Annotated in this window: 14 protein-coding genes; 11 read left to right on the forward strand and 3 right to left on the reverse strand. The window is 57.3% G+C overall.

The features are described from left to right. The first annotated feature begins 148 nt into the window (after positions 1 to 148). The 7 genes from VK725_RS18275 to VK725_RS18305 all read left to right on the forward strand — a co-directional run bounded on the left by VK725_RS18275 (position 149) and on the right by VK725_RS18305 (position 12,101). Positions 149 to 2,242 carry a phosphocholine-specific phospholipase C gene (locus VK725_RS18275; RefSeq protein ID WP_325319493.1) on the forward strand — a complete coding sequence of 698 codons (2,094 nt, stop codon included), beginning with the start codon at positions 149 to 151 and terminating at the stop codon, positions 2,240 to 2,242. A 127-nt stretch (positions 2,243 to 2,369) separates the two neighbouring features. Then, positions 2,370 to 3,200: an AraC family transcriptional regulator gene (locus VK725_RS18280; RefSeq protein WP_325319494.1), complete on the forward strand. Its 831-nt coding sequence runs from the start codon at positions 2,370 to 2,372 to the stop codon at positions 3,198 to 3,200. A gap of 87 nt (positions 3,201 to 3,287) precedes the next feature. Continuing rightward, positions 3,288 to 3,431 carry a hypothetical protein gene (locus tag VK725_RS18285; protein ID WP_325319495.1) on the forward strand — a complete coding sequence of 48 codons (144 nt, stop codon included), beginning with the start codon at positions 3,288 to 3,290 and terminating at the stop codon, positions 3,429 to 3,431. Next, on the forward strand, positions 3,428 to 4,309 hold the full coding sequence (locus tag VK725_RS18290) for an alpha/beta hydrolase (protein WP_325319496.1): 882 nt from the start codon (positions 3,428 to 3,430) through the stop codon (positions 4,307 to 4,309). The genes VK725_RS18285 and VK725_RS18290 overlap by 4 nt, the downstream gene beginning before the upstream one ends. Positions 4,310 to 4,552: 243 nt before the next feature. Beyond that, positions 4,553 to 7,231 (forward strand): beta-mannosidase, encoded by a 2,679-nt coding sequence (locus VK725_RS18295; protein WP_325319497.1) that lies wholly within the window; start codon positions 4,553 to 4,555, stop codon positions 7,229 to 7,231. Positions 7,232 to 7,261: 30 nt separating this feature from the next. Beyond that, the gene (locus VK725_RS18300) at positions 7,262 to 8,701 is read left to right on the forward strand and encodes a glycoside hydrolase family 125 protein (protein ID WP_325319498.1); all 1,440 of its coding nucleotides are present in this window, start codon (positions 7,262 to 7,264) and stop codon (positions 8,699 to 8,701) included. Between the two features lie 934 nt (positions 8,702 to 9,635). Continuing rightward, positions 9,636 to 12,101, forward strand: coding sequence for a GH92 family glycosyl hydrolase (locus tag VK725_RS18305; RefSeq protein ID WP_325319499.1), 2,466 nt, complete (start codon positions 9,636 to 9,638; stop codon positions 12,099 to 12,101). A gap of 100 nt (positions 12,102 to 12,201) precedes the next feature. Here VK725_RS18305 and VK725_RS18310 read toward each other — a convergent pair whose 3' ends face one another. Next, positions 12,202 to 12,795, reverse strand: a complete 594-nt coding sequence (locus tag VK725_RS18310; RefSeq protein ID WP_325319500.1) for a hypothetical protein — start codon at positions 12,793 to 12,795, stop codon at positions 12,202 to 12,204. Positions 12,796 to 12,879: 84 nt separating this feature from the next. Between VK725_RS18310 and VK725_RS18315 the strand changes: the two genes are divergently transcribed. From VK725_RS18315 to VK725_RS18330, 4 genes are read left to right on the forward strand one after another with little or no spacing between them, the layout of a single operon-like run. Continuing rightward, positions 12,880 to 13,875: a YafY family protein gene (locus VK725_RS18315; protein ID WP_325319501.1), complete on the forward strand. Its 996-nt coding sequence runs from the start codon at positions 12,880 to 12,882 to the stop codon at positions 13,873 to 13,875. A 3-nt stretch (positions 13,876 to 13,878) separates the two neighbouring features. Next, complete coding sequence (locus VK725_RS18320) at positions 13,879 to 15,372, forward strand: oligopeptide:H+ symporter (protein WP_325319502.1); 1,494 nt, start codon at positions 13,879 to 13,881, stop codon at positions 15,370 to 15,372. A gap of 21 nt (positions 15,373 to 15,393) precedes the next feature. Then, entirely contained in the window at positions 15,394 to 16,917 is a 1,524-nt protein-coding gene (locus VK725_RS18325) for an FAD-dependent monooxygenase (RefSeq protein ID WP_325319503.1), read from the forward strand. Positions 16,918 to 16,967: 50 nt separating this feature from the next. After that, positions 16,968 to 18,368 carry an ectonucleotide pyrophosphatase/phosphodiesterase gene (locus VK725_RS18330; protein WP_325319504.1) on the forward strand — a complete coding sequence of 467 codons (1,401 nt, stop codon included), beginning with the start codon at positions 16,968 to 16,970 and terminating at the stop codon, positions 18,366 to 18,368. Between the two features lie 79 nt (positions 18,369 to 18,447). Here VK725_RS18330 and VK725_RS18335 read toward each other — a convergent pair whose 3' ends face one another. Together VK725_RS18335 and VK725_RS18340 are read right to left on the reverse strand one after the other, a co-directional pair. Then, positions 18,448 to 20,178 (reverse strand): S53 family serine peptidase, encoded by a 1,731-nt coding sequence (locus VK725_RS18335; RefSeq protein ID WP_325319505.1) that lies wholly within the window; start codon positions 20,176 to 20,178, stop codon positions 18,448 to 18,450. Positions 20,179 to 20,792: 614 nt separating this feature from the next. Continuing rightward, positions 20,793 to 21,119, reverse strand: a complete 327-nt coding sequence (locus VK725_RS18340) for a nucleotide pyrophosphohydrolase (RefSeq protein WP_325319506.1) — start codon at positions 21,117 to 21,119, stop codon at positions 20,793 to 20,795. Between the last annotated feature and the right edge of the window lie 278 nt (positions 21,120 to 21,397).

The raw sequence follows: 21,397 nt of genomic DNA on the forward strand, positions 1-21,397 counted from the left end.
CAAGATGCGTGAAGTTCGTTGACACAAACTTCATTTCGCTTAATTGTGATGCGCCACGCACAACACCAAACGGACGTCCAAATGACTCACGCCTGAAACGTGACAAACCTAGATTCGGCATTCACTTTCATCGCGTATAGGGATCGTCATGACATCGATGGATCGCCGGAGATTTCTGCAGCTCCTGGGTAGCACCGCCGCCGCGAGCATGCTGCCCGCGAGCATTACCCGCGCGCTGGAAATTCCCGCCAATCGGCGCACCGGCACGATCGAAGACATCGAGCACATCGTGATCCTGATGCAGGAAAACCGGTCCTTCGATCACTACTTCGGATCGCTGCGCGGCGTCCGCGGATTCGGCGACCCCCGTCCGGTGAACCTCTCGACCGGCAATTCGGTGTGGTATCAGCCGAATGGATCGAACGCGTACGTGCTGCCGTTTCATCCCACCGCGCCCGATATGGGCCTGCAGTTCCTGGAAGATCTCGCGCACGACTGGACCAGCACACATGGGGCGTGGAATCAGGGCAATTACGATCAGTGGGTGCCTAACAAAGGCTCCACGACGATGGCGTACCTCACGCGCGACGACATTCCGTTCCACTACGCGCTGGCCGATGCGTTCACCATTTGCGATGCCTATCACTGCTCGGTGTTGGGGCCGACCGATCCCAATCGCTATTACATGTGGACCGGCTGGGTGGGCAATGACGGCGCCGGCGGCGGCCCGGTCATCGACAACGCGGAAGCGGGCTATTCGTGGTCCACGTATCCGGAAGTGCTTCAGAGCGCGGGCGTGTCCTGGAAGATTTATCAGGATAGTGGCACCGGCCTCAATGCCGCTGGCTTTTGGGGCTGGACGGATGATGCCTACATCGGCAACTACGGCGACAATTCGTTGCTGTACTTCTATCAATACCGCAACGCGCTGCCAGGCAGTCCGCTGTATCAAGGCGCGCGCACCGGCACGAATATTTCCGCAAGCGGCACGCTGTTCGACACGCTGCGTAGCGACGTGCAAGGCAACACGCTTCCGCAGGTGTCATGGATTGTGGCGCCGGAAGCCTATACGGAACATCCCAATTGGCCGGCCAATTACGGCGCATGGTATGTCTCACAAGTACTGGACGCGTTGACCAGCAATCCTGATGTCTTCAGCAAGACCGCGCTCTTCATCACCTTCGATGAGAACGACGGTTTCTTCGATCACATGGTTCCGCCATGCGTTCCGCCATCGAGCGCACAAGGCCAGTCGACGGTATCGATCGAGAATGAAATTTTCCCTGGCAGTTCGGAATATGAAAGCGGCCCGTATGGCATGGGGCCGCGCGTGCCGATGATTGTGGTATCGCCGTGGAGCAAAGGCGGTTGGGTTTGCTCGGAGGTATTCGATCACACTTCGCTGATTCGCTTTATCGAGCGACGCTTCTCATCGAGCTATCCGAATCTGCAGGAACCCAATATCACGGCGTGGCGCCGCGCTGTTGCGGGCGATCTGACATCCGCATTCGATTTCTCCAAGCCGGACGGTGCACAGCCTTCGTTGCCGAGCACCAGCGCGTACGTTCCACCGGATGATCAGCGTCATCCCGACTACGTTCCTACGCCACCCACCACGCAAAGTCTGCCGCAGCAGGAGGCGGGTTTGAGGCCTGCGCGCGCCGTGCCGTATACCTTGCACGCGATCGGCCGCGCTGCCGAAAACGGTAATTTCCTGATCGACTTTTACAACGCAGGTCACAAGGGCGCGTGTTTTCATGTGCGCTCCGCGACTGCAACAAATGGCCCGTGGTACTACACGGTCGAAGCCGGCAAATCGCTTTCTGCTTCATGGCCGACGCACGGCGCGTACGACTTTAGTGTGTACGGCCCCAACGGTTTCATGCGGCATTTCAAGGGTAGTGTCGTGTCTGCGCAAACGACGTTGAATATCACCAGCCGCTACGACATCGATAGCGGCGGTATTGTGCTGGCGCTGGCGAACGAAGGCCATGCGATCTGCACCATCTCGGTCGAGAATCTCTACAACGGCGAATCGATCTCGTACATGCTCGCCGCCGGACAGCACGTGGAGAAGCTCTGGTACCTGAGCGATAGCTATGGCTGGTACGACTTGGTCGTACGCGGCAATGCGGAAACAGGTTTCGAGCAACGCCTCGCCGGCCATGTGGAAACCGGACAACCCAGCGTGAGCGACCCCGCCATCGGACAAGCTCGCTGGCGCAAATTCCAGGCGTATTGAGAGTCCGCTCAGGACGACTCGGGGGCCAAGGATGGCCCTGGGGCTGTGAAAGCATGATGGCGAGCCGGGGAGCATAATAGGTCGCACTGTCGCCTCGATAAGGCTGTGTTGACCCAGTCCGCCTGACATGCCGGAATTTGACGTTCGCCGCCTGCTGGATACCGAAACCGTGACGTTGCAGAACGTCCACTGTGTCGGCGAGTGTCGCCACAACAGTGCGGAAGAATGCGTCGCGACGACGCATCTGGTTTTTCCCTATCGCGGCGTTTACATCCGTCATGTAGGCAGCGACCAGGCGGTGGCGGATGCCAATCATGTGCTGTTTTTCAATGCGGAAGAAGGTTATCGCGTCAGTCATCCCGTCGATGGCGGCGATGCGAGCATGTCGCTCAGTTTGTCCGAACCGTTGTTGCGCGAGCTGGCACCCGCATCGCTCTTGAGCAACAGCGGACGATTGGGATTCCGCCGCCAGCATCTGCGCATCGATCCGCGTGCGCAGGTATTGGTCGCGCTTTTGCGACACGGCCTGGAGAACAACGCCATCGAACCGCTCGAAGCCGAAGCGCTGCTGCTGACGCTCGTATGTCGCAGCCTGGGTCCGCGTTCTTCGCATGAGCCGGGATCGACCCATGCGCGTCGCCGACTGGCCGATCGCGTGAAGGTACTCCTCACCAGCGATGTGTCACGCCGCTGGACGCTCGCCGACATCGCTGCGGAAATCGGCGGATCGCCGGTTTATCTGACGCAGGTGTTTCAGCAAGTGGAAGGCATGCCGCTGTATCGCTATCAATTGCAGCTTCGCCTCGCCCGCGCACTGGATCTGATCGAAGACTACGACGACCTGTCGGCCCTGGCGACGGATCTGGGCTTCTCCAGCCACAGCCATTTTGCTGCATCTTTCCGCCAGGCTTATGGGCGTTCTCCGACGGCTTTCAAACAGTCCGCCCGGCGTCTCTAGAAACGGCTAAAGATTCCGACAGCGGCCGAAAACCCCGCATGGTCTCCTTTGCCTACCCACTTATGGGTTATCACTGGAGATACGGTCATGACTGAGAAAACCTGTGCAGCGTGCGATTACGCGCTCGACGAAAACGCCATCAAGGTGAAGATCGGCGACCGCGTGGTCGAGGTCTGCTGCGAAGAATGCGCGCAGAAACTGCGTGAAGCCAATGGGAAGCAAGCGTCATGAACGGCAAGGATTTCTTCGCCGGTCAGCGCAAGGTTAAAACACCTTCCGGCGTCATCAACTATGTCGAGCACGGCAACGGCCCGGTGGCGCTGTTCGTACACGGCGTGTTGCTCAACAGCTATCTGTGGCGACATCAGCTGGAGCAACTTGGTGACGTACGGCGATGCATCGCGGTGGACCTGCTAGCGCATGGCGATACGGAAATCGCCGCGACACAGGATGTATCCGTCACGGCCAACGCGCATATGCTTGCGCAATTTATGGATGCGCTCGCGATCGACAAGGTCGACCTCGTCGGCAACGACAGTGGCGGCGGCATCTGCCAGATCTTTGCCGCACTGTATCCAGAACGCCTGCGCAGCCTCACCCTCACCAACTGCGATACGCACGACAACTGGCCACCCGAGCCATTCAAACCATTTGTCGCGATGGTCGCAGCGGGTGGTTTGCCGGACACGCTGCAGACCATGCTCAACGACAAGTCCGTGTACCGATCGCAGCAGGCACTGGGGCCGGCCTATGAGAAACCGGAAGCGGTCGCCGACGATACGATCGAAACCTACCTGCGCCCATTCCTTCGTTCACCGCAGCGCACGCGCGATATCGAGCGATTCGTCAACGCTTTCGACTGCCATCACACGGTCGATATCGAAGGAAAACTTCAGCACGTGCAAGCACCCACGTTGATTGCCTGGGCGACGGATGACATTTACTTCGACACGAAGTGGTCGCATTGGCTGGAAAAGACGATACCGGGAACACGCAAACGCATCGACGTGACCTCGGCCCGCATCTTCTTCCCGGAAGAACGTGCGCCCGAGTTCAACCGGGAATTGAAGGCGCATTGGACGGCAAGTTCCGCAGCAAGCACACACTAAGCAACACCCAAACACATGGCGCGCCGTTCCTCCGGCGCGCCATGTGTTTCGAACCTATTGCGCTGCCGCATGCACCACCGCGATACAGCTGGTACTGTCGCCTTATGGATCGATCTAAATAGGCGATTTTTGAGCATTCCGTCGTCTATGATCCTTGCATGTGTAGTGGGGATACGGCCGCGACTGTCCCGATGTCGCGGTACGTTCGGGATTGACCCAGCAAGTCCGGTGCGACCAGACAACATGATCGAACGAATCAGCCTGAGCTGTTCGGGCGCCACACGGCGCCTCCTTATCCTCGTCGTGGGCGCGCTTGTGTCCTTGCCGCTGGCGCAAGCCGCCAGCGCGCAAACGACATCGCAATCGCTCGATAGCGGCTGGCGTTTTCGCCTCGTGCAAAACGATGGCAACGCAAAAGCGCATCGCGAGGCCACGCATTGGCATACGGCAACCGTGCCCGGCATGGTGCAGTCCGATTTGCTGTCGGCCAAGTTGCTACCTGATCCCTACTATCGCGATAACGAAGCGAAAGTGCAGTGGGTCGGACTTTCCGACTGGCAGTACGAGACGACGTTTACGGTCGATCGCACAACACTTCAGCGCGATCACGTCGAACTCGTGTTCGATGGCTTGGACACGTTCGCAGACGTCTACCTCAACGGAACCAAGCTGACGTCGACGGACAATATGTTCCGCCGCTGGCACCTCCCCGTGAAACAAGCGCTGCACGAAGGCAAGAACACACTGGAAGTGCGGCTCTATTCACCTATCAAGCGCCTGCAGCCCTGGCTGCTGAAACAACCTTATGCATTGCCGGGTGAATTCGATTCGGCATTCGGCGACGAACCCAAAGGCAAGCAGACGGCCAATTACGTTCGCAAGGCGAACTATCAGTACGGCTGGGACTGGGGTCCACGTATTGTCACCGAAGGCATTTGGCAGCCCGTGCATGTGGACAGCTGGAACGCGATGCGCGTGAACGATTTTCACGTCGATCAAAAGTACGTTTCTGGCGAATCGGCGCATGTCAATGCGGACGTCGCCATTCAGAGTGATATCCGCAAGCAAATTCACGTCGTTATCGATGCTGTGGACCCGGACGGACAATCGGCGGCCCATGTCGAAACCGACTTCAACGTCGATGCCGGCGACAATCACGTCAGCGTGCCTGTTTACATCGCACATCCCAAGCGCTGGTATCCCGTGGGTTACGGTGCGCAGGACATGTATACATTCAAGGCGCGCGTACTCGACGCCGACGGCGAGATCTATAACGCCCAACACGCGACAGGATTACGTACCGTCGAGCTGCGGCGCGACAAGGATGCATGGGGCAAGAGCTTCGCATTCGTGATCAACGGTATTCCCGTGTTCGCGAAGGGTGCGGACATGATTCCGTTCGACAGCATCCCCACGCGAACGACGGATGCGCAAATGCTGCGCGTTCTGCAATCAGCTCGCGATGCAAACATGAACATGGTGCGCGTGTGGGGCGGTGGCTATTACCTGCCGGATCGGTTCTACGAAATGGCCGATCGCCTCGGCATCATGGTCTGGCAGGATTTCATGTTCGGTGGCGCGATTCCTCCGCACAACGATGCATTCTTCGACAACACGCGGCAGGAAGCGATCGAGCAGGTCAAACGTTTGCGCGATCACCCCAGTATCGTGTTGTGGTGTGGCAACAACGAAGTGCAGACCGGTTGGGAATCGTGGGGAGACCGGCAGGCATTCAAGACATCGATTTCCGCCGACGAACGCGAAAGCCTCGTCACTGGCATGGTGAATCTCTTCAGCAACGTACTGCGCAATGTCGTTACGCAATACGACAATGCCGTGCCTTATTGGGCCAGCTCACCGAGCACGGATTACGACGGCGCTGCCAATGTGCTCGACGATGGCGACTATCATTACTGGGACGTCTGGTCGGGCGAAGCAAAGCCTCTCACCGAGTACCTCAACGTCACGCCGCGCTTTCAGTCCGAATATGGCCTGCAATCGTTTCCGGAAATTCGTACGATCCAGGCGTTTGCCGAGCCCGGCGACATGCAACCGGAATCGCCGGTGATGCGCGCGCATCAGAAGTACGACAGCGGCAACGGCAACAAGCGCCTGATGCTTTACATCACGCGCAGCTATGGCGATCCGAAGGACTTCGCATCGTTCGTCTATCTGAGCCAGGTGATGCAGGCGCAAGGCATCCAGCTCGCGGCCGAGCACCTACGTGCTTCGCGGCCGCAAGCGATGGGTTCGATGTACTGGCAGCTCAACGATGTCTGGCCGGGCGCCTCGTGGGCGAGCATCGATTATTTCGGTCGCTGGAAAGCCCTGCAGTTCCACGCGCGCCGCTTCTATGCACCGCAGATCATCGCGGCGCTACGCAATAACGGTACGACTACGGTATCCGTCGTGTCGGATCACACCACACCCACCGATCTGCGCTGGCGCGTTCGCGTCATGGATTTCTCCGGCAACGTGCTCGATCAGCACGAAGCCGCTGTAACGTCGCCCGCGCTTTCGAGCAGCAAGGTCGCCACCTACGCCGATGCAGAGCTTCTGAAAGGTGCCGACCCGCGCACGTCGTTTGCCGTATTCGATCTACTGGATGGGGAAACGGTGATCTCGCAAAATCTAGTGTTCTTCGATGAGGCCAAAAACCTCCAGCTTCCCGCCCCGAATATACAAAGCAAGCTCGCTACGGCAGCGGATGGCTACACGCTTACCTTGACCGCCAGCAAGCTCGCTCGCGACGTGTGGGTGTCCTTTGGCGATCAAGATGCTGCGCTTTCGGACAACGCATTCGACCTGCTACCCGGTCAAAGCCTCACCCTGACAGTGCACAGCAAACTTTCACTCGACGCCTTGCAACATGCGTTGCACGTGCAGGATCTGGCCGATGTCATGGCTGCCACCACTCACTGATCGGTCACGTAACTCCGGAGTTTTGCTTAGATGTCGACGCGCCGAGATTTCTTGAAATGGATGGGTTCTGCTGCAGCCTCAGGCGCGCTGAGCGGTGTATTGTCAACGACGCTGAAGGCCAGCCCCCAAACGTACGTTAGCAAGCGGCCGTCCGTCGCCAAACGCAAATTTGTAAGCGAGGCCGTCGAGCGTCAGCTGTCCAGGGTCAAGGCAGCCATTGGCGACCCCAAACTCGCGTGGATGTTCGAGAACTGCTATCCGAACACACTGGATACAACCGTCGAACTGGGCACAGTCAATGGCAAGCCCGACACCTTTGTCATTACCGGCGATATCGACGCGATGTGGCTGCGCGATTCATCCGCGCAAGTGGTTCCTTATATTCCATTGGCGAAAGGCGACGCTGGCTTGCAGCGCCTCTTTCGCGGACTGATTCAGCGCCAGGCACGCTGCATTCGTATCGATCCCTATGCCAACTCCTTCATGGCCGACCCGCATGCACCGCCGCTTATCTGGGCACGCGAAGACAAAACCGACATGAAGCCCGGCGTGGGCGAACGTAAGTGGGAAATCGATTCGCTTTGTTATCCGATTCGCCTTGCACATGGTTATTGGCAAGCCACGGCCGATACGGTGCCTTTCGACGATGACTGGCGCGAAGCCATGCATCTAGTCTTGAAGACATTCCGCGAACAGCAGCGCAAACACGATCGCGGCCCGTATCACTATCAGCGCGCGTCGGATAACCCCACGGAAACGCAGTTTCAAGAAGGCTACGGCAATCCGACGAAGCCGAACGGCATGATCCATTCGATGTTCCGTCCGTCGGATGATGCCTGCGTCTATCCGCTATTCGTTCCTGCGAATATGTTTGCGGTGCTCAGCTTGCGGCAATTGGCGCAGATGAGTCGCAGCATTCATCACGACGCATCATTTGCCGCGGAATGCGAGGCGCTGGCAAACGAGGTAGAACAAGCCGTGCAGCGCGATGGACGCATGCGCGACACCCAAGGCCGCGATTATTGGGCGTACGAAATCGACGGCTTCGGCAACCAGCTTTTCATGGACGATGCGAACGTGCCCAGCCTGCTGGGATTGCCTTATCTGGGCTGCTGCCGTCTTGACGACCCGACCTATCAACGCACACGCGAACTGGTATGGAGTTCGCAGAACCCGTACTTCTATAAAGGCCGTGCCGCCGAAGGCATCGGCGGACCGCACGAAGGTCCGCGCATGATCTGGCCGATGTCGATCATGATGTACGCGCAGACCACCAACGACACAGCGCAGATTCGCCAATGCCTGAAATGGTTGCGCGACACCGACGCGGGCACCGGTTTCATGCACGAAACCTTCGATCAGGATGACCCCACGCATTTCACCCGCAGCTGGTTTGCCTGGGCGAACACGTTATTCGGCGAATTGATTATCGACATCCACCGCGAGCATCCCCAATTGCTGCGCGCGTAGTCGGTCAGACCAACACATCTCGACAACCCAACCTACAGACTGTTGAGAAAATGGCTCCGACTTTTTTGTTTTGTCGCAACAACGCCGCAAGGACATCCCAAGCGGAATGTCTGCCAGAAGCACAAAGCAATTCTCCCTCGCTTAACTAACCCAGCCCCCTTTTTTTTCACTGTCGTTTTCTTCAAACCCTACTCAAATCCCACGATTGCGCCCGTACGCCGATAGCTAAAGACGGGACCGGACCGAGCCTTGTAGCTCAATGCCTTTCCGAGGTCGGTAAGTCGCCGAGCTCGTGGACCTGCGCGCACTCAAACGCCGGTGGAGAAAGAAAATGGCAAGTTCAGCGATTACCAGTACCGGAAATAACCCGGGTTCGATATGAACACCTTCGAGGGCGCGAACCAGGCCATTCCGATGAAAACCCTTGTGATCCACTGCCTGGATGCGAATCTAAATTCTCGCTGGTGCAATCTAACTCTGGCAACGCTGTTGGAGACGCCATACTGTCCAATGGCAATTGAGCGACGGTGTCATACCTAACTGCGGCATCCCCAACACTGCGGGTCATCCGGGCTATCAGCCCAGGAAAAGTGTCTCCCGCGGCCCCCGACAGGGTTAAGTGGTCACGACAAAGTTAATAGTGACTGCCACACGGTTACGCAACACAGACACTTACGCATGAAATCACGCATTTTGTGCAACGCACCAGAATTTCATGAAAATCTATATTTATTAAATAGATATGCGTGACGCAGAAAAATTTGGATCGAGGCAAATTTTCGTTTACAGTCGTATGGCTGGCGGAGGGGGAACGCCCGATTCGTCACAGTGGTTGAGTGCGCCTGTCGGTGACCGGGGTGTAACGCTTTCCCGATGATCTGTCGTTAGCGCGTCCGCCTCGTTCAACGACAGCTTTGTAATTCGGAGAGCCCGTATGGTGTCACGTCGTCAGTTTCTGCAAGGCATGGGTGCGTTTGCGTTGTTGAGTACCGCGTTGCCCGGTGTCGCAGCTGAGTTGAGCGATACGCCCGGCATGAAGAAACGCGCGCTTGCGACGGCGATGGAAGCGCATGGCGTATCGCAATACGTCGATGTGTTTATCGGTACCGGCGGACATGGGCACACGTATCCTGGCGCGTCGATGCCGTTCGGCATGGTGCAGTTGAGTCCCGATACGAATGATGCGGGCTGGGATGCCTCGTCGGGTTACCACCAAGCCGATGGTTCGATCATGGGTTTCTCGCACACGCATCTCAGTGGTACGGGTGCGGCGGATATGCTCGATGTGCTGGTGATGCCGGCGCAGGGGCCGGTGTTGTTACAACCCGGTGATCGCGGTTTGCCGGATGCAAATTATCACTCGCAATTCGACGGCGCCGCAGGATCTGGGCCGCAGTTGACGGTGAACAATCACGCGCATCCGGGCAAGGGATATCGCTCGCGTTACGACCGTGCGTCGGAACATGCGCGGCCTGGTTATTACAGCGTGCATCTGACCGATCACAACATTCGTGCGGAGTTGACCGCGGGTCTGCGTGCGGGTCTGCACCGCTACACGTTCCACGGCGAAGGTAATGGTCATCTGCTGATCGATTTCGCGCACGGTTTTCATGACGACTACAAAGTCCCGTGCAAAGTCACCGATGCCCAGTTGCGCCTTGTTGGCAACGACACATTGGTTGGCACCCGGCGTGTGCACCAGTGGGCGGATGGTAGATACATCTATTTCGCGATGAAGGTATCGCGGCCGTTCTCGCAAGCCACGCTCTATTCGGAAGATGTAGCTGCACCCAGCGGCACCGACGAAGTGAAGGGCACGCATCTGAAAGCCGCGTTGCATATCGACGATGTCGCGCAATCGCCGGTGCTGGTGAAGGTGGGCATTTCGGGCGTGGATATCGATGGCGCTCTGCGCAATCTCGATGCCGATATTCCTGGCTGGGATTTCGACGGGCTTCAGCAGACAGCCGCCGATACGTGGGAGCGTGAACTCAGCCGCATCCGCGTGCAGACCTCCTCCAAGCGCGATCTGCGTGTGTTTTACACCTCGCTCTATCACACGATGTTGGCACCGACGCTTTTCAGCGATGCGGATGGCCGCTATCGCGGCATGGACTTGCAGATCCATCAGCTGCCGCAAGGTCAGAATAACTACAGCACGTATTCGCTGTGGGACATCTACCGCGCACAGGCACCGCTGCTGACGCTGTATCAGGCTGACCGCGTACCCGATTTCGTGAATTGCCTCGTGCGCATGGCGGCAGAAAGTCCCGACGGTCCACCGGTGTGGCCGCTGCAAGGCGTGGAAACAGGTTGCATGATCGGTTACCACTCCGCCGTGCTCATTGCCGAGGCACAAGCCAAAGGCTTCACCGGTATCGATTACGACAAGGCATGGCCGATCTATCGTAAGCGCGCGATGGATGACGATTACCGCGGGCTGCCCTACTACCGTAAGCTTGGTTACATTCCCAGCGACAAGGAAGGCGAAGCGGTCAGCAAAACGCTTGAATACGCCTATGACGATTGGGCTGTCTCGCATATGGCGGCTGCGGCGGGCGCGAAAGACGATGCCGAAGCCTTGCGTCGTCGCTCACGCAATTACCGCAACGTATTCGACACGAAGATGAATTTCGTGCGGCCGCGCGGCTCAGACGGTCAATGGCTGGAACCGTTCAATCCACGTGGCATGGGCCATTCCAGTGAGTGGCGCGATTTCACCGAATCCAATTCCTGGCAGGCGACGTTTCTCAATCAGCACGATCTTTATGCCTACATGGGTTTGTTCGGTGGCCAAGAGGTATTCGAGCGCAAGCTGGATGAGCTGTTTACCACCAGCCCGAAACTTCCGCCGGATGCACCGCCGGATATAGCAGGCATGGTCGGTCAATATGCGCACGGCAACGAACCCAGCCATCACGTAGCTTATCTGTATGCGTACACCGGTGCGCACTACAAAACGCAGGCACGCGTGCGCATGCTGACGGAAACGATGTATCCGCCGGACCCCGATGGTCTTGCAGGCAATGAAGATTGCGGTCAGATGAGCGCGTGGTATGTGATGAGCGCGCTGGGTTTGTATTCCGTCGATCCGGTCAGCACGAATTATGTGTTCGGCAGTCCGATCCTCGATCATGCGGAAGTGTCGCTGGCGAACGATCGCAAGTTGATCATTCACACGATCAACAACGGACCGGGTCGTGCGTATATCCAGTCCGTGCGCTGGAACGGAAAACCGTGGACGCGCAGCTGGATCAGCCATGCTGAACTTGCAGCGGGCGGCACGCTGGAGTTCCAGATGTCCGACACGCCCAATATGCAATTCGGCGCATCGCCGGATGATCGTCCGCCTTCGTTCGGTGTGTCAGCTAGCGAAGTTATTTCGCTCGATGCAAGTTAATCACTCCCCTCGCGGGTGACATGGCGGAGCCCGGTGCGATTCGCGGTCGCATCGGGCTTTCGTGTGTTTGGCTTGGATGGGCTCTAGTTTTAGATAGGTTTTACGAACCAATCTTGGTGAAATCCGTCACCCAGTTCGTCTCCCAGGTTTTTCCGCCGTCGCCGGAGAACGCCTGCTCCCAGCGCGCGGTGGTTGCGGAGATATGCGACCACGTGAAACGCACTTTGACGGGTTTGCCGCGTAACGTGTCATCGGCGTAGAACAAACCAATGCCGTTGACGAAGCGCCCTTTCACCGCGGGATCGAGCGGCGCCGACGGCGAGCGTCCATCCAGCCACCAGATGTTCCACTGGCCCGTCACGCCATCGTAGGAACGCAGGGTCACGCCACGATACGTACCACCGTTTGGGATGTTGAAAATACTTTCGTCGACATTGGCCCAGCCGTTCATCAGCGGGCGCACGCTGATCGTGCCGTCGAATTCAATCCAATCGTGGCTGCCCATCAGGCGTTCCGTTAACTTGCGGTGATGCGCACGCCAGGTGCCGAAATAGAAGTCGAAGGCGTGCAGCCCGGAAAGGTTCGCAGTGGGGGCCGGTGCTTTGGGGTAATCCTGCGAAGCGAAAACGGGTGCCGCAGCGCCAATGGCAAAGGCGACGCTGACGGCGGCGAGCATATTGCGGAAGTATTTCATGAATGGGTCCTCCGTCCTGTTGTGCTCGCCATCATCTCGCGCTAAACATGTCATCCGGTGTCATGTATTTTTGCGGGGTCGAAAATGCTGGCCAGCCGTCTCCTGTCGATCCTGATGCTGCTGCAGACGCGCGGCCGCATGAGTGCGACCCAGCTGGCGGAAGAACTGGAAGTGACGGTTCGCACCATTCATCGCGATATCGATCAGCTGAGCGCTGCAGGCGTTCCCGTATATGCCGATCGTGGCCGCAACGGTGGTTTCCAGCTGCAGGACGGCTACCGCACGATGCTCACGGGCCTCAATCAATCCGAGGCGGAAACCTTGTTTCTTGCCGGCCTTCCCGGCCCCGCCGCGCAAATGGGTCTGGCCGATGTACTTTCCACTGCGCGATTGAAATTGCTGGCGGCGCTTCCTTCCAACATACAGCCGAGCGCTGAACGCATTGCCGCCCGCTTTCATCTGGATACAGGCGCGTGGTTTCACAGTGTCGATCAACTGCCCTCGCTCCCTGTCATTGCACACGCGGTGTGGGGCGAGCGCATGCTGAAGATGCGCTATCACCCGTCGGGAGAAATCGATGCGCGTGTGCGCAAGGTCGCGCCGTTGGGGCTCGTGCTGAAAAGCGGTATCTGGTATCTCGTTGCGCAGAACAGTCGATCGGTGTGCACGACTTATCGCGCTGCAAACATCTTCGACGCCGAGATTTGCGATGAAACATTCACGCGACCGAAGCAATTCGATCTCGTAGCGCATTGGGAAAATAGCGTCCGTGAGTACGAGGCAAACGTCTATCACGATTACGCGGACGTGCGGCTCTCGCCCATAGGTTTGAAGCGGCTGAGCTTGCTGGGTCCTTATGTGACCACTGAAGCGTCAAAGACTGCCGGCAAACCGGATCGAAAAGGCTGGGTGCGCTGCCGATTGCCGATTGAATCGATCGACTTCGGCGTGCGTGAATTGCTTCGGCTCGGCGATCAAGTCGTTGTGCTGGGGCCACCCTACCTGCGCGCGGAACTCGCGCAGACAGCCGAGCGCATTGCAAGACTTCACGAAGGTCGCGCCTCGCGGCGCGAGCGTTAAACCGTGAACCGCATATCGCACGCCGCACGAACGCGCCCTTTCCTCACGATTTTGCTGTTCGAGTTTTGGGAACGATTCGGTTATTACGGCACCGCTTCGCTGATGGTTCTGTTCATGGTTCAGCGGCTGGGCATTCGCGATGCCGATGCCAACCTCACATGGGGAACATTTGGCGCGTTGCTGTTTGCAGCACCCGCGGTAGGAGGCTGGATCGGCGATCGCGTACTCGGCGCAAGGCGCAGCGTCGGGCTTGGCGCGTGCATGTTGGCACTCGGTTACCTTTTGCTCACGGTATCCGGTGCTACCTTGCAGGGTATGTATCTGGCACTTGGCCTGATCATAGTCGGCAGCGGCCTGTTCAAACCGAATGCCGCGAATATCGTGCGCTGCGTCTACGAAGGCCTGGATGCAAAAATCGACAGTGTCTTCACGCTCTATTACATGACCAACAATATAGCGGCCAGCTTGTCCGTGTTGCTGACACCCTGGATCGAGGAACGGTGGGGTTGGCGCATTGCGTTTGCCGTCTGCCTTGCGAGTGTGATCATCGGTTTACTGAGCTACGCGTTCATGAAGCAAGCACTGGCTGGCATTGGCTCAATACCGGATGCGCGCCCGCTGCGATGGAACGGGTTCATCGCCGTACTCGCTGGAGGTTTGCTGAGCGCATTTGCCATCGCGTTCGTCATACAAAACAACGCCGTGGCACTGGCCTGTGTCTGGATGGGTGGCATCGTCACGCTTAGCGTCTTTGGTTACATGATCGTGAACGGATCTCGTTCCGAACGCGCGGGGCTGATCGCTGCACTGGTACTTGTTGTCGAGGCATTGTTGTTTTTTATTTTCTATCAGCAGGTGGGAACCTCGCTCACCTTGTTTGCCTTGCACCACGTCGATTGGAATCAGACGTTGTTCGGCCGCCATATGTTCACGTGGTCGCCTGCGCAGTATCAGGCGGTCAATGCCTTGTGGATCATCGTTCTTTCTCCGCCACTCGCGTGGATCTATCGGCAACTTGGCAAGCATCGGGGCGATCTGCCTGTTGCTGCGAAATTCGTGCTCGGTTTTCTGGCTGTGGCGGTGGGCTTCTTTATTTTTGGGTGGAGCGAGCACGCCGCGGCGAACGGTAGGGTGTCGTCCTGGTTCATGATTGGCGGATACGGTTTTTATTCACTGGGCGAATTGTTGGTCGCCGCGCTGGGGCTGGCAATGATCTCGCGCTACGTCCCCGCGCGCATGGCCGGCTTCATGATGGGCGCATTTTTCGTTGCCGCGGGTATCGCCCAATATCTGGGCGGTGTGATCGCCAATTTCGCGAATGCTCCGAAGAATGTGGTGGATATCGATGCGGGTCTCACCATGTACACCCGACTGTTCAATCATCTGGGTATGCTCGCACTGGCGGGAGCGATCGTAGGGATCGCGCTACTACCCTTGCTGAAGCGATTGTCCATCGCACACGAAGCCGCAACGTCACCCCGAAAGCCACCTGCCTGATCAGGCGACGAGGTCATCATTATGCGTACTGACGTTTTGATTATTGGCGCAGGACCGACCGGTCTTGTTCTAGCGCTGTGGCTCACCAAGCTTGGTGTAAAGGTTCATATCGTCGACAAGACGTTGGAGCCGGGAACGACGTCGCGCGCGGTGGCCGTTCAAGCGCGAACCCTTGAACTCTACCAACAACTGGACCTCACCGATGCGTTGCTCAATGGCGGGCACAAAGTGCCGGCGGTCAACTTGTGGGTGAAGGGTGAACAAGCCGCGCGCGTTGGATTTGAGACGGTTGGCTCCGATCTCACGCCGTATCCGTTTTTGAATATTTTCCCGCAGGACAAGCACGAGCGACTGTTGATCGACCGGCTGGAAAAACTCGGGGTGACAGTCGCACGCAACACGGAGCTGATCGGCTTCACGGATGAAGGCGGAAGCGTTACCGCACGTTTGCGCGAACCGGATGGCACGCAGACCGATTGGGAAGCGGCCTATATCGCGGGCTGCGACGGCGCTCGCTCGCTGGTACGCGAAACACTTGGCATCGGTTTTCCAGGGGGTACCTATAGACAAGTGTTCTACGTCGCCGACGTGGAAGCCACCGGGCCTGCCTTTAATGGCGAGTTGCATATCGACCTGGACGAAGCCGATTTTCTCGGCATTTTTCCGATGGCCGGCGAGGGTCGTGCACGGTTGATCGGCACCGTGCGCGACGAGCGGGCGGAACATCCCGAATCATTGAAGTTCGAGGACGTCAGTGACCGCGCCATTCAACACCTGAAGGTAAATGTAGAGAAGGTGCACTGGTTTTCTACGTATCGTGTGCATCATCGCGTTGGCGAACATTTTCGACATGGCCGCGCTTTTCTGCTCGGCGATGCCGCGCATATTCATAGCCCAGCGGGCGGCCAGGGCATGAATACCGGTATTGGCGATGCGATCAATCTGGCGTGGAAGCTGGCAGCCGTGTTGTCAGGGCAAGCGCCGGATGCGTTGCTCGAAAGCTACGAAGCGGAGCGGATTGGCTTTGCGCGCCGCTTGGTGGCGACGACCGATCGCGTCTTCACTTTCGCAACGGCCGAGGGCCCTATCGCGAATGTCATACGTACGCGCATAGCGCCGCTGGTGGTTCCCGTGCTCGCGCGCTTTGATGCCTCGCGTGATTTTATCTTTCGCACGGTGTCGCAGATCATGCTCAATTACCGGGGCTGCCCGTTGAGCATTGGATCCGCGGGCCAGGTTCATGGCGGAGACCGTCTGCCCTGGGTCGGCAGCGATACCAACAATTTTGCTAGCCTGTCGCAGATGCGTTGGCAAGTTCATGTCTATGGTGAAGCAAGCCAAGCGTTAACCGCCTGGTGCACGGAGCACGATCTGCCGCTACACGTCTTCGCGTGGCGGCCGGGTTTCGAATCCGCAGGACTCGCGCAGAATGCGCTGTATTTGCTTAGACCCGATACGTACGTAGCGTTTGCCGAGGCGTCCGGCACACCGGAATCGCTGGAACAATATTTCCGATCTCGCGGCCTGAGGTTTTCAAACAAGTGAAATCACGCGATCTTTTTCTTTCTTTCTACACAAAGCATTCAAGGGACGTCATGCGTAAGGTATGTGGTCTGGCATTTGCGTTGGCCGTGTTGTCGGGTTGTGCGAATGTCGATACACATGGTGGAAACGCCAAGGTCGCGCCCACCACAGCGAACAACACGCCAAACGACGGCACGGCGGCAACGCACGGACCGATTGTGGTGCTCATCACCATCGACGGCTTTCCCGCACGCGCACTCAATGACCCGCGCTTGCCCATGCCGACGTTGCGTATGCTTGAAACCAACGGCGCCCATGCAGAGGGCATGAAGCCCATCAATCCGACGATCACCTGGCCCAATCACACGACGCTTATCACCGGTGTGAATGCAAGCGAGCATCACGTGATGGCCAACGGCTTCATCACGCCGTCGGACAGATCGACGCTGCAAGTCGATCCGTGGGTACCCAAGGACGAACTCGTGCACGCGCGAACGCTTTACGACGCGGCGGCAGAACAAGGTATGTCGACCGGTCAGGTGGATTGGGTGGCGATCTCAGGCGCCAAAAATGTGCGCTGGGTATTTGCCGAAGTACCCGATGCCGATGGCCCCATTGCGAAGGATCTGATCGATCAGGGCCTGGTCACTCATGATGAGCTGGCTGATTTCCACAAGAGCAATCCCGCATGGACCGACGAGATATGGACCGACGCCGCGATCGACATCCTCACGAGACACACGCCTAACCTGCTGTTATTCCATTTGCTGCAGACCGACACCTTGCAGCACAAATACGGCACGTTGACGCCCGCGGCGTACGCCGCCTATGCCTATGCCGATGCGTGCCTTGCACGACTTATCGACGCCGCGCGCACGGCAGGCCTGCTCGATCGCATCACGCTCATCGTTGCATCGGACCACGGTTTTGCAAACTACACGCATGTGATCCATCCCAATGCGGCGCTTGTCCAGATGGGCCTGTTGCGCAAAAAGAACGGTGATTATGCTGGCGATGTGTGGTTTCTACCTGAGGGCGGTGAGACATCGCTGTATATCAACAATCCCTCCCTGCGTTCGACGCTGGTGCCGAAGCTGAAAAACTACTTCGCGAAGGCTCCCGGTGTAGCAGGTGCTTACACCAACGCGGAAGCACAAGCGTTCGGTATTGCTGCGCGACAGGCGACGCGTCAAGGTCCTGATCTTTATGTTGTGGCAAAGCCGGACTACGCTTTCATGAGTGGCACGGATGAACTCCTGGTGGAGGACATCACACCTGCACGCGGCAGTCACGGCTATCTCAATAGCGACCCGGATATGCAAGCGCTTTTTATTGCGTACGGTGCGCATATAAAGCACGGCGTGGATCTGGGCCCGATTACGAATCTTTCCGTCGCTCCGACGATTGCCAAGCTTCTGGGCGTATCGCTGCCCGCCGCCAAACAGTCGCCGCTCCTACAGATGTTGCAGTGATGACGTCGTTTGGAAAAAAACAGGCCCGGCGAAAATCGCCGGGCCTTCAAACGCGATGTCGTATCTATGTCGTGGGCGCTTAGGGAACCAACGACGTGATAAGCGCCGGCTTCGGACTACCCCAACCCGTGACAAGGTCATAACCCGTCACAGCGGAATAGCTGCCCGACTTGCCGCTAGTAATGTCGTGGAAGTCGGCGGAGTACGTGCTGGTAAGCGAACCACCGGACTCATTTTGAGCGTAGACAGTCGGATTGAAGAATCCGACCAGCGGCTCGCTTTCCGATGTCGCCTGCTGATTGGCCAGCGCAATAAAGGCCGCCCACATCGGCGCTGCGAAACTGGTGCCGCCGTAATCGTTGGCGGTACAGGTGGTCTGATCGGCACATACGTAGAAGGTGAAGTTGGCGTTCGCTGCTACATCCGGACCATTACGATACGTCGTCGAGCCCTTGTTGCTGGAATTGATCACGCCACTGATCTGCTGCCAGCTCGGGATGGCGATCTTGTCAGGCGAAATGCCGCCTCCGGAATCGGTCCATGCGGTTTCCGACTTCCACGGACCCGCTGCACTGCTGGTCGTCAGGTCGGTGCCGCCGACGGAAATGACATAAGCCGCATCAGCCGGCCATGCTTCATTCCGCTTCGACCAGGTGGAATCATCACCCGAAGCTGCGAAGAAGCTTTGACCTTGCGCAGCCATCTTCTCCCAATAGGGATTCAGCGTTGAGGGATCATCGGGTGTCCAACCCCATGAACAGCCGATTGTCGTCGGCAACGGACTATGCGTCGTCATCGCGCTGATGATGGCGGTATCCGTCGAACCGACGTACATCACAAGGCTGTTCAGACCCGGTGCCATGCCGAGTGCCTGCGTCATATCGAGCGTCTGCTCGGTGTCGTCGCAACCCTGCGAATCCAGGCACGATGTGCTGGTGCCGTCGACCGACAACAACGTAACCGGCACGTTGTTCGTTTGACCAACGTTCTTGTAGTACGTGGTCAAGTCGGCCAGATCGGTACCGTAGTATTCGAACAAGCCAAGGTTCTGTCCTTTGCCGGTCAATGCGGTGCCCTGGTAATAAGCGGCGCGCATATCGCTGCCGAGGAACGAAGCCGAGGGACCCGAACCCGTCGTTGCATGCTTGACCACTTCATCGGGGCTGATACCCATCGCCTTGGCGTAATCGCTCTTCTTTACATACAGCGGGTGCGGGAGCGAATAATTATTCAAACCCGATACGTGCCACAGAGCAATCGCTAATGATGTTGTCGGTTCGCGATCCGGGCTGTAGAACGTGCGGTTTTCCGTTGGATGCTGATAGGAATGCATCTTCACATTGAAGGCCGCTTCCACGGCCGATACGGGACCGGCGACCTGGATGTCCATCCCATCGCGGCTGCCGCCAACGACGCTGAAGCCGTTCCGCACAAGGTATTGCACAACAGTGTCGTAATCGTTTTGCGTCGGACCGAACCGTGCCGTGAACTCGGCAGGAGTGATGTAATGGCGGAAATTGGGGCTCGACGGATTAGTTACGTCGGCGACGAATGCATCAAGGCCTGCCTGATCGCGCAAAGGCAGAACGACGTCGAGATTCATAATCTGACTGGCCGGCAGATTGCCCAGCTGTTTTGCCGCTCCGTTACTCACCGCGTCGCGCACGTGATGAGTGGAAAATCCTGATGCCTGCGCTGCGGTGACTGCGCCCAATGCCATCGCGATGGCAAACGAAACACAGCACACTTTGCGCGTCAGGCCGTTAATTCCTTTTCCTGAATTTATTCCCGTCGAATCTGTTCTATTCATGGAGACTACTCCTCAAGTAGACAGTGACAATGGAAAAAGGATTTAGAGGAATCTCACGAGATACTCCCCACTCCCCTCCCCAGGGGCGCCGATTGGCCGCGGGAGCGTAGGATGATGTTTGTGGTTTTGCAGTGAACTTACGTGATGTCAGTATGTGGTGCGCGTCACACGATCACGTCCTCACGCGATGCACGCAATTGCCGCACACGCGCATAAACTTTCGCATGAATCACCCAACCTTCACCGCAATGTCGCCGTTTTGCGCGCAATGCGCGCAAGCATCTTTTTTAGATCGTGACGAAGTGCTAGATGTACCGCGAGAAATAGCGGTCGACGTTGCCGGAAGAAAAGGGGGACAGAGTCGACTTTATTGAGCGCTTCAGTGCAAAGATGTGACTCTGTCCCCGTTTTCTTTTGCAGTGACAGATGTCGCATGTGATTGACTTATCTCTTACAGGTGAATGTCTGCGGACCGTAAGGCAATCTCTGCTCCGGGTCGAAAGCGAACACTCGAAAGTCCGCAGCGTGGTTTGATCATGGCGCCTAACGCCCTAGTTCACGCGCGAGTTTGGCGACGCAAAGCGGCGCTGAATTTGTCGCTGTGTAACCTTTTGTTATGTGCCAAGCTCGCTAGATACATATTCGGCTAGCTCTCTGGTGTTTCTGACAAACTCCGCCTCCAAATCAATGCCACACTTATTTGCAAGAACAATAATCGACCATAAACAATCCGACAATTCATGGCCAAGTTTAGCTTTGCAGTCATCAATATCTCGGATACCGGCGTTTGCCTGGATCAGTTTTGCTAGATCGCCTACGTCCCCTACGAAACCAAGCGCAAGTTCTTCTGTGGTCCAGATGCGCCCATACCTCTTGATCTCAAGCTGTTCGTAGAGCTCGTTTAACTGGAGTGCCGACTTTTCAAGATCACTGAGTTTCATGTTGATTGCACCTAACACTGGTTATACGGCGCGGTGATGATGACGTTCTACGCGTTTACCAAATGAGTTACATGTGCGCTTTGGGTCGAAAGCGTACGTTATTCGCTCAGCCGTAACTTAGTAAAAGGATGCGACCGACTATCCACGATAAGCCTTTCGTCAATACGCAAAAAGCCAACTTTTAGGGTTGGCTTTTTTGTTTTCGAACGTCTACTAACCTGACGTCATCAAACCACGGTGTCGACAAACACTCCGCGCAGTCCGGAGACGCCGCTTTC

The organism is Dyella sp. (assembly GCF_035486915.1).
In the GTDB taxonomy this organism is placed as follows: domain Bacteria; phylum Pseudomonadota; class Gammaproteobacteria; order Xanthomonadales; family Rhodanobacteraceae; genus Dyella_B.

Excerpts from the sequence above, each read along its gene's own strand:
- VK725_RS18340 (WP_325319506.1), bottom strand. The coding sequence starts at position 21,119 with ATGAAACTCAGTGATCTTGAAAAGTCGGCACTCCAGTTAAACGAGCTC.
- VK725_RS18300 (WP_325319498.1), top strand. The coding sequence starts at position 7,262 with ATGTCGACGCGCCGAGATTTCTTGAAATGGATGGGTTCTGCTGCAGCC.
- VK725_RS18290 (WP_325319496.1), top strand. The coding sequence starts at position 3,428 with ATGAACGGCAAGGATTTCTTCGCCGGTCAGCGCAAGGTTAAAACACCT.
- VK725_RS18305 (WP_325319499.1), top strand. The coding sequence starts at position 9,636 with ATGGTGTCACGTCGTCAGTTTCTGCAAGGCATGGGTGCGTTTGCGTTG.
- VK725_RS18280 (WP_325319494.1), top strand. The coding sequence starts at position 2,370 with ATGCCGGAATTTGACGTTCGCCGCCTGCTGGATACCGAAACCGTGACG.
- VK725_RS18295 (WP_325319497.1), top strand. The coding sequence starts at position 4,553 with ATGATCGAACGAATCAGCCTGAGCTGTTCGGGCGCCACACGGCGCCTC.
- VK725_RS18310 (WP_325319500.1), bottom strand. The coding sequence starts at position 12,795 with ATGAAATACTTCCGCAATATGCTCGCCGCCGTCAGCGTCGCCTTTGCC.
- VK725_RS18330 (WP_325319504.1), top strand. The coding sequence starts at position 16,968 with ATGCGTAAGGTATGTGGTCTGGCATTTGCGTTGGCCGTGTTGTCGGGT.
- VK725_RS18315 (WP_325319501.1), top strand. The coding sequence starts at position 12,880 with ATGCTGGCCAGCCGTCTCCTGTCGATCCTGATGCTGCTGCAGACGCGC.
- VK725_RS18285 (WP_325319495.1), top strand. The coding sequence starts at position 3,288 with ATGACTGAGAAAACCTGTGCAGCGTGCGATTACGCGCTCGACGAAAAC.
- VK725_RS18275 (WP_325319493.1), top strand. The coding sequence starts at position 149 with ATGACATCGATGGATCGCCGGAGATTTCTGCAGCTCCTGGGTAGCACC.
- VK725_RS18335 (WP_325319505.1), bottom strand. The coding sequence starts at position 20,178 with ATGAATAGAACAGATTCGACGGGAATAAATTCAGGAAAAGGAATTAAC.
- VK725_RS18325 (WP_325319503.1), top strand. The coding sequence starts at position 15,394 with ATGCGTACTGACGTTTTGATTATTGGCGCAGGACCGACCGGTCTTGTT.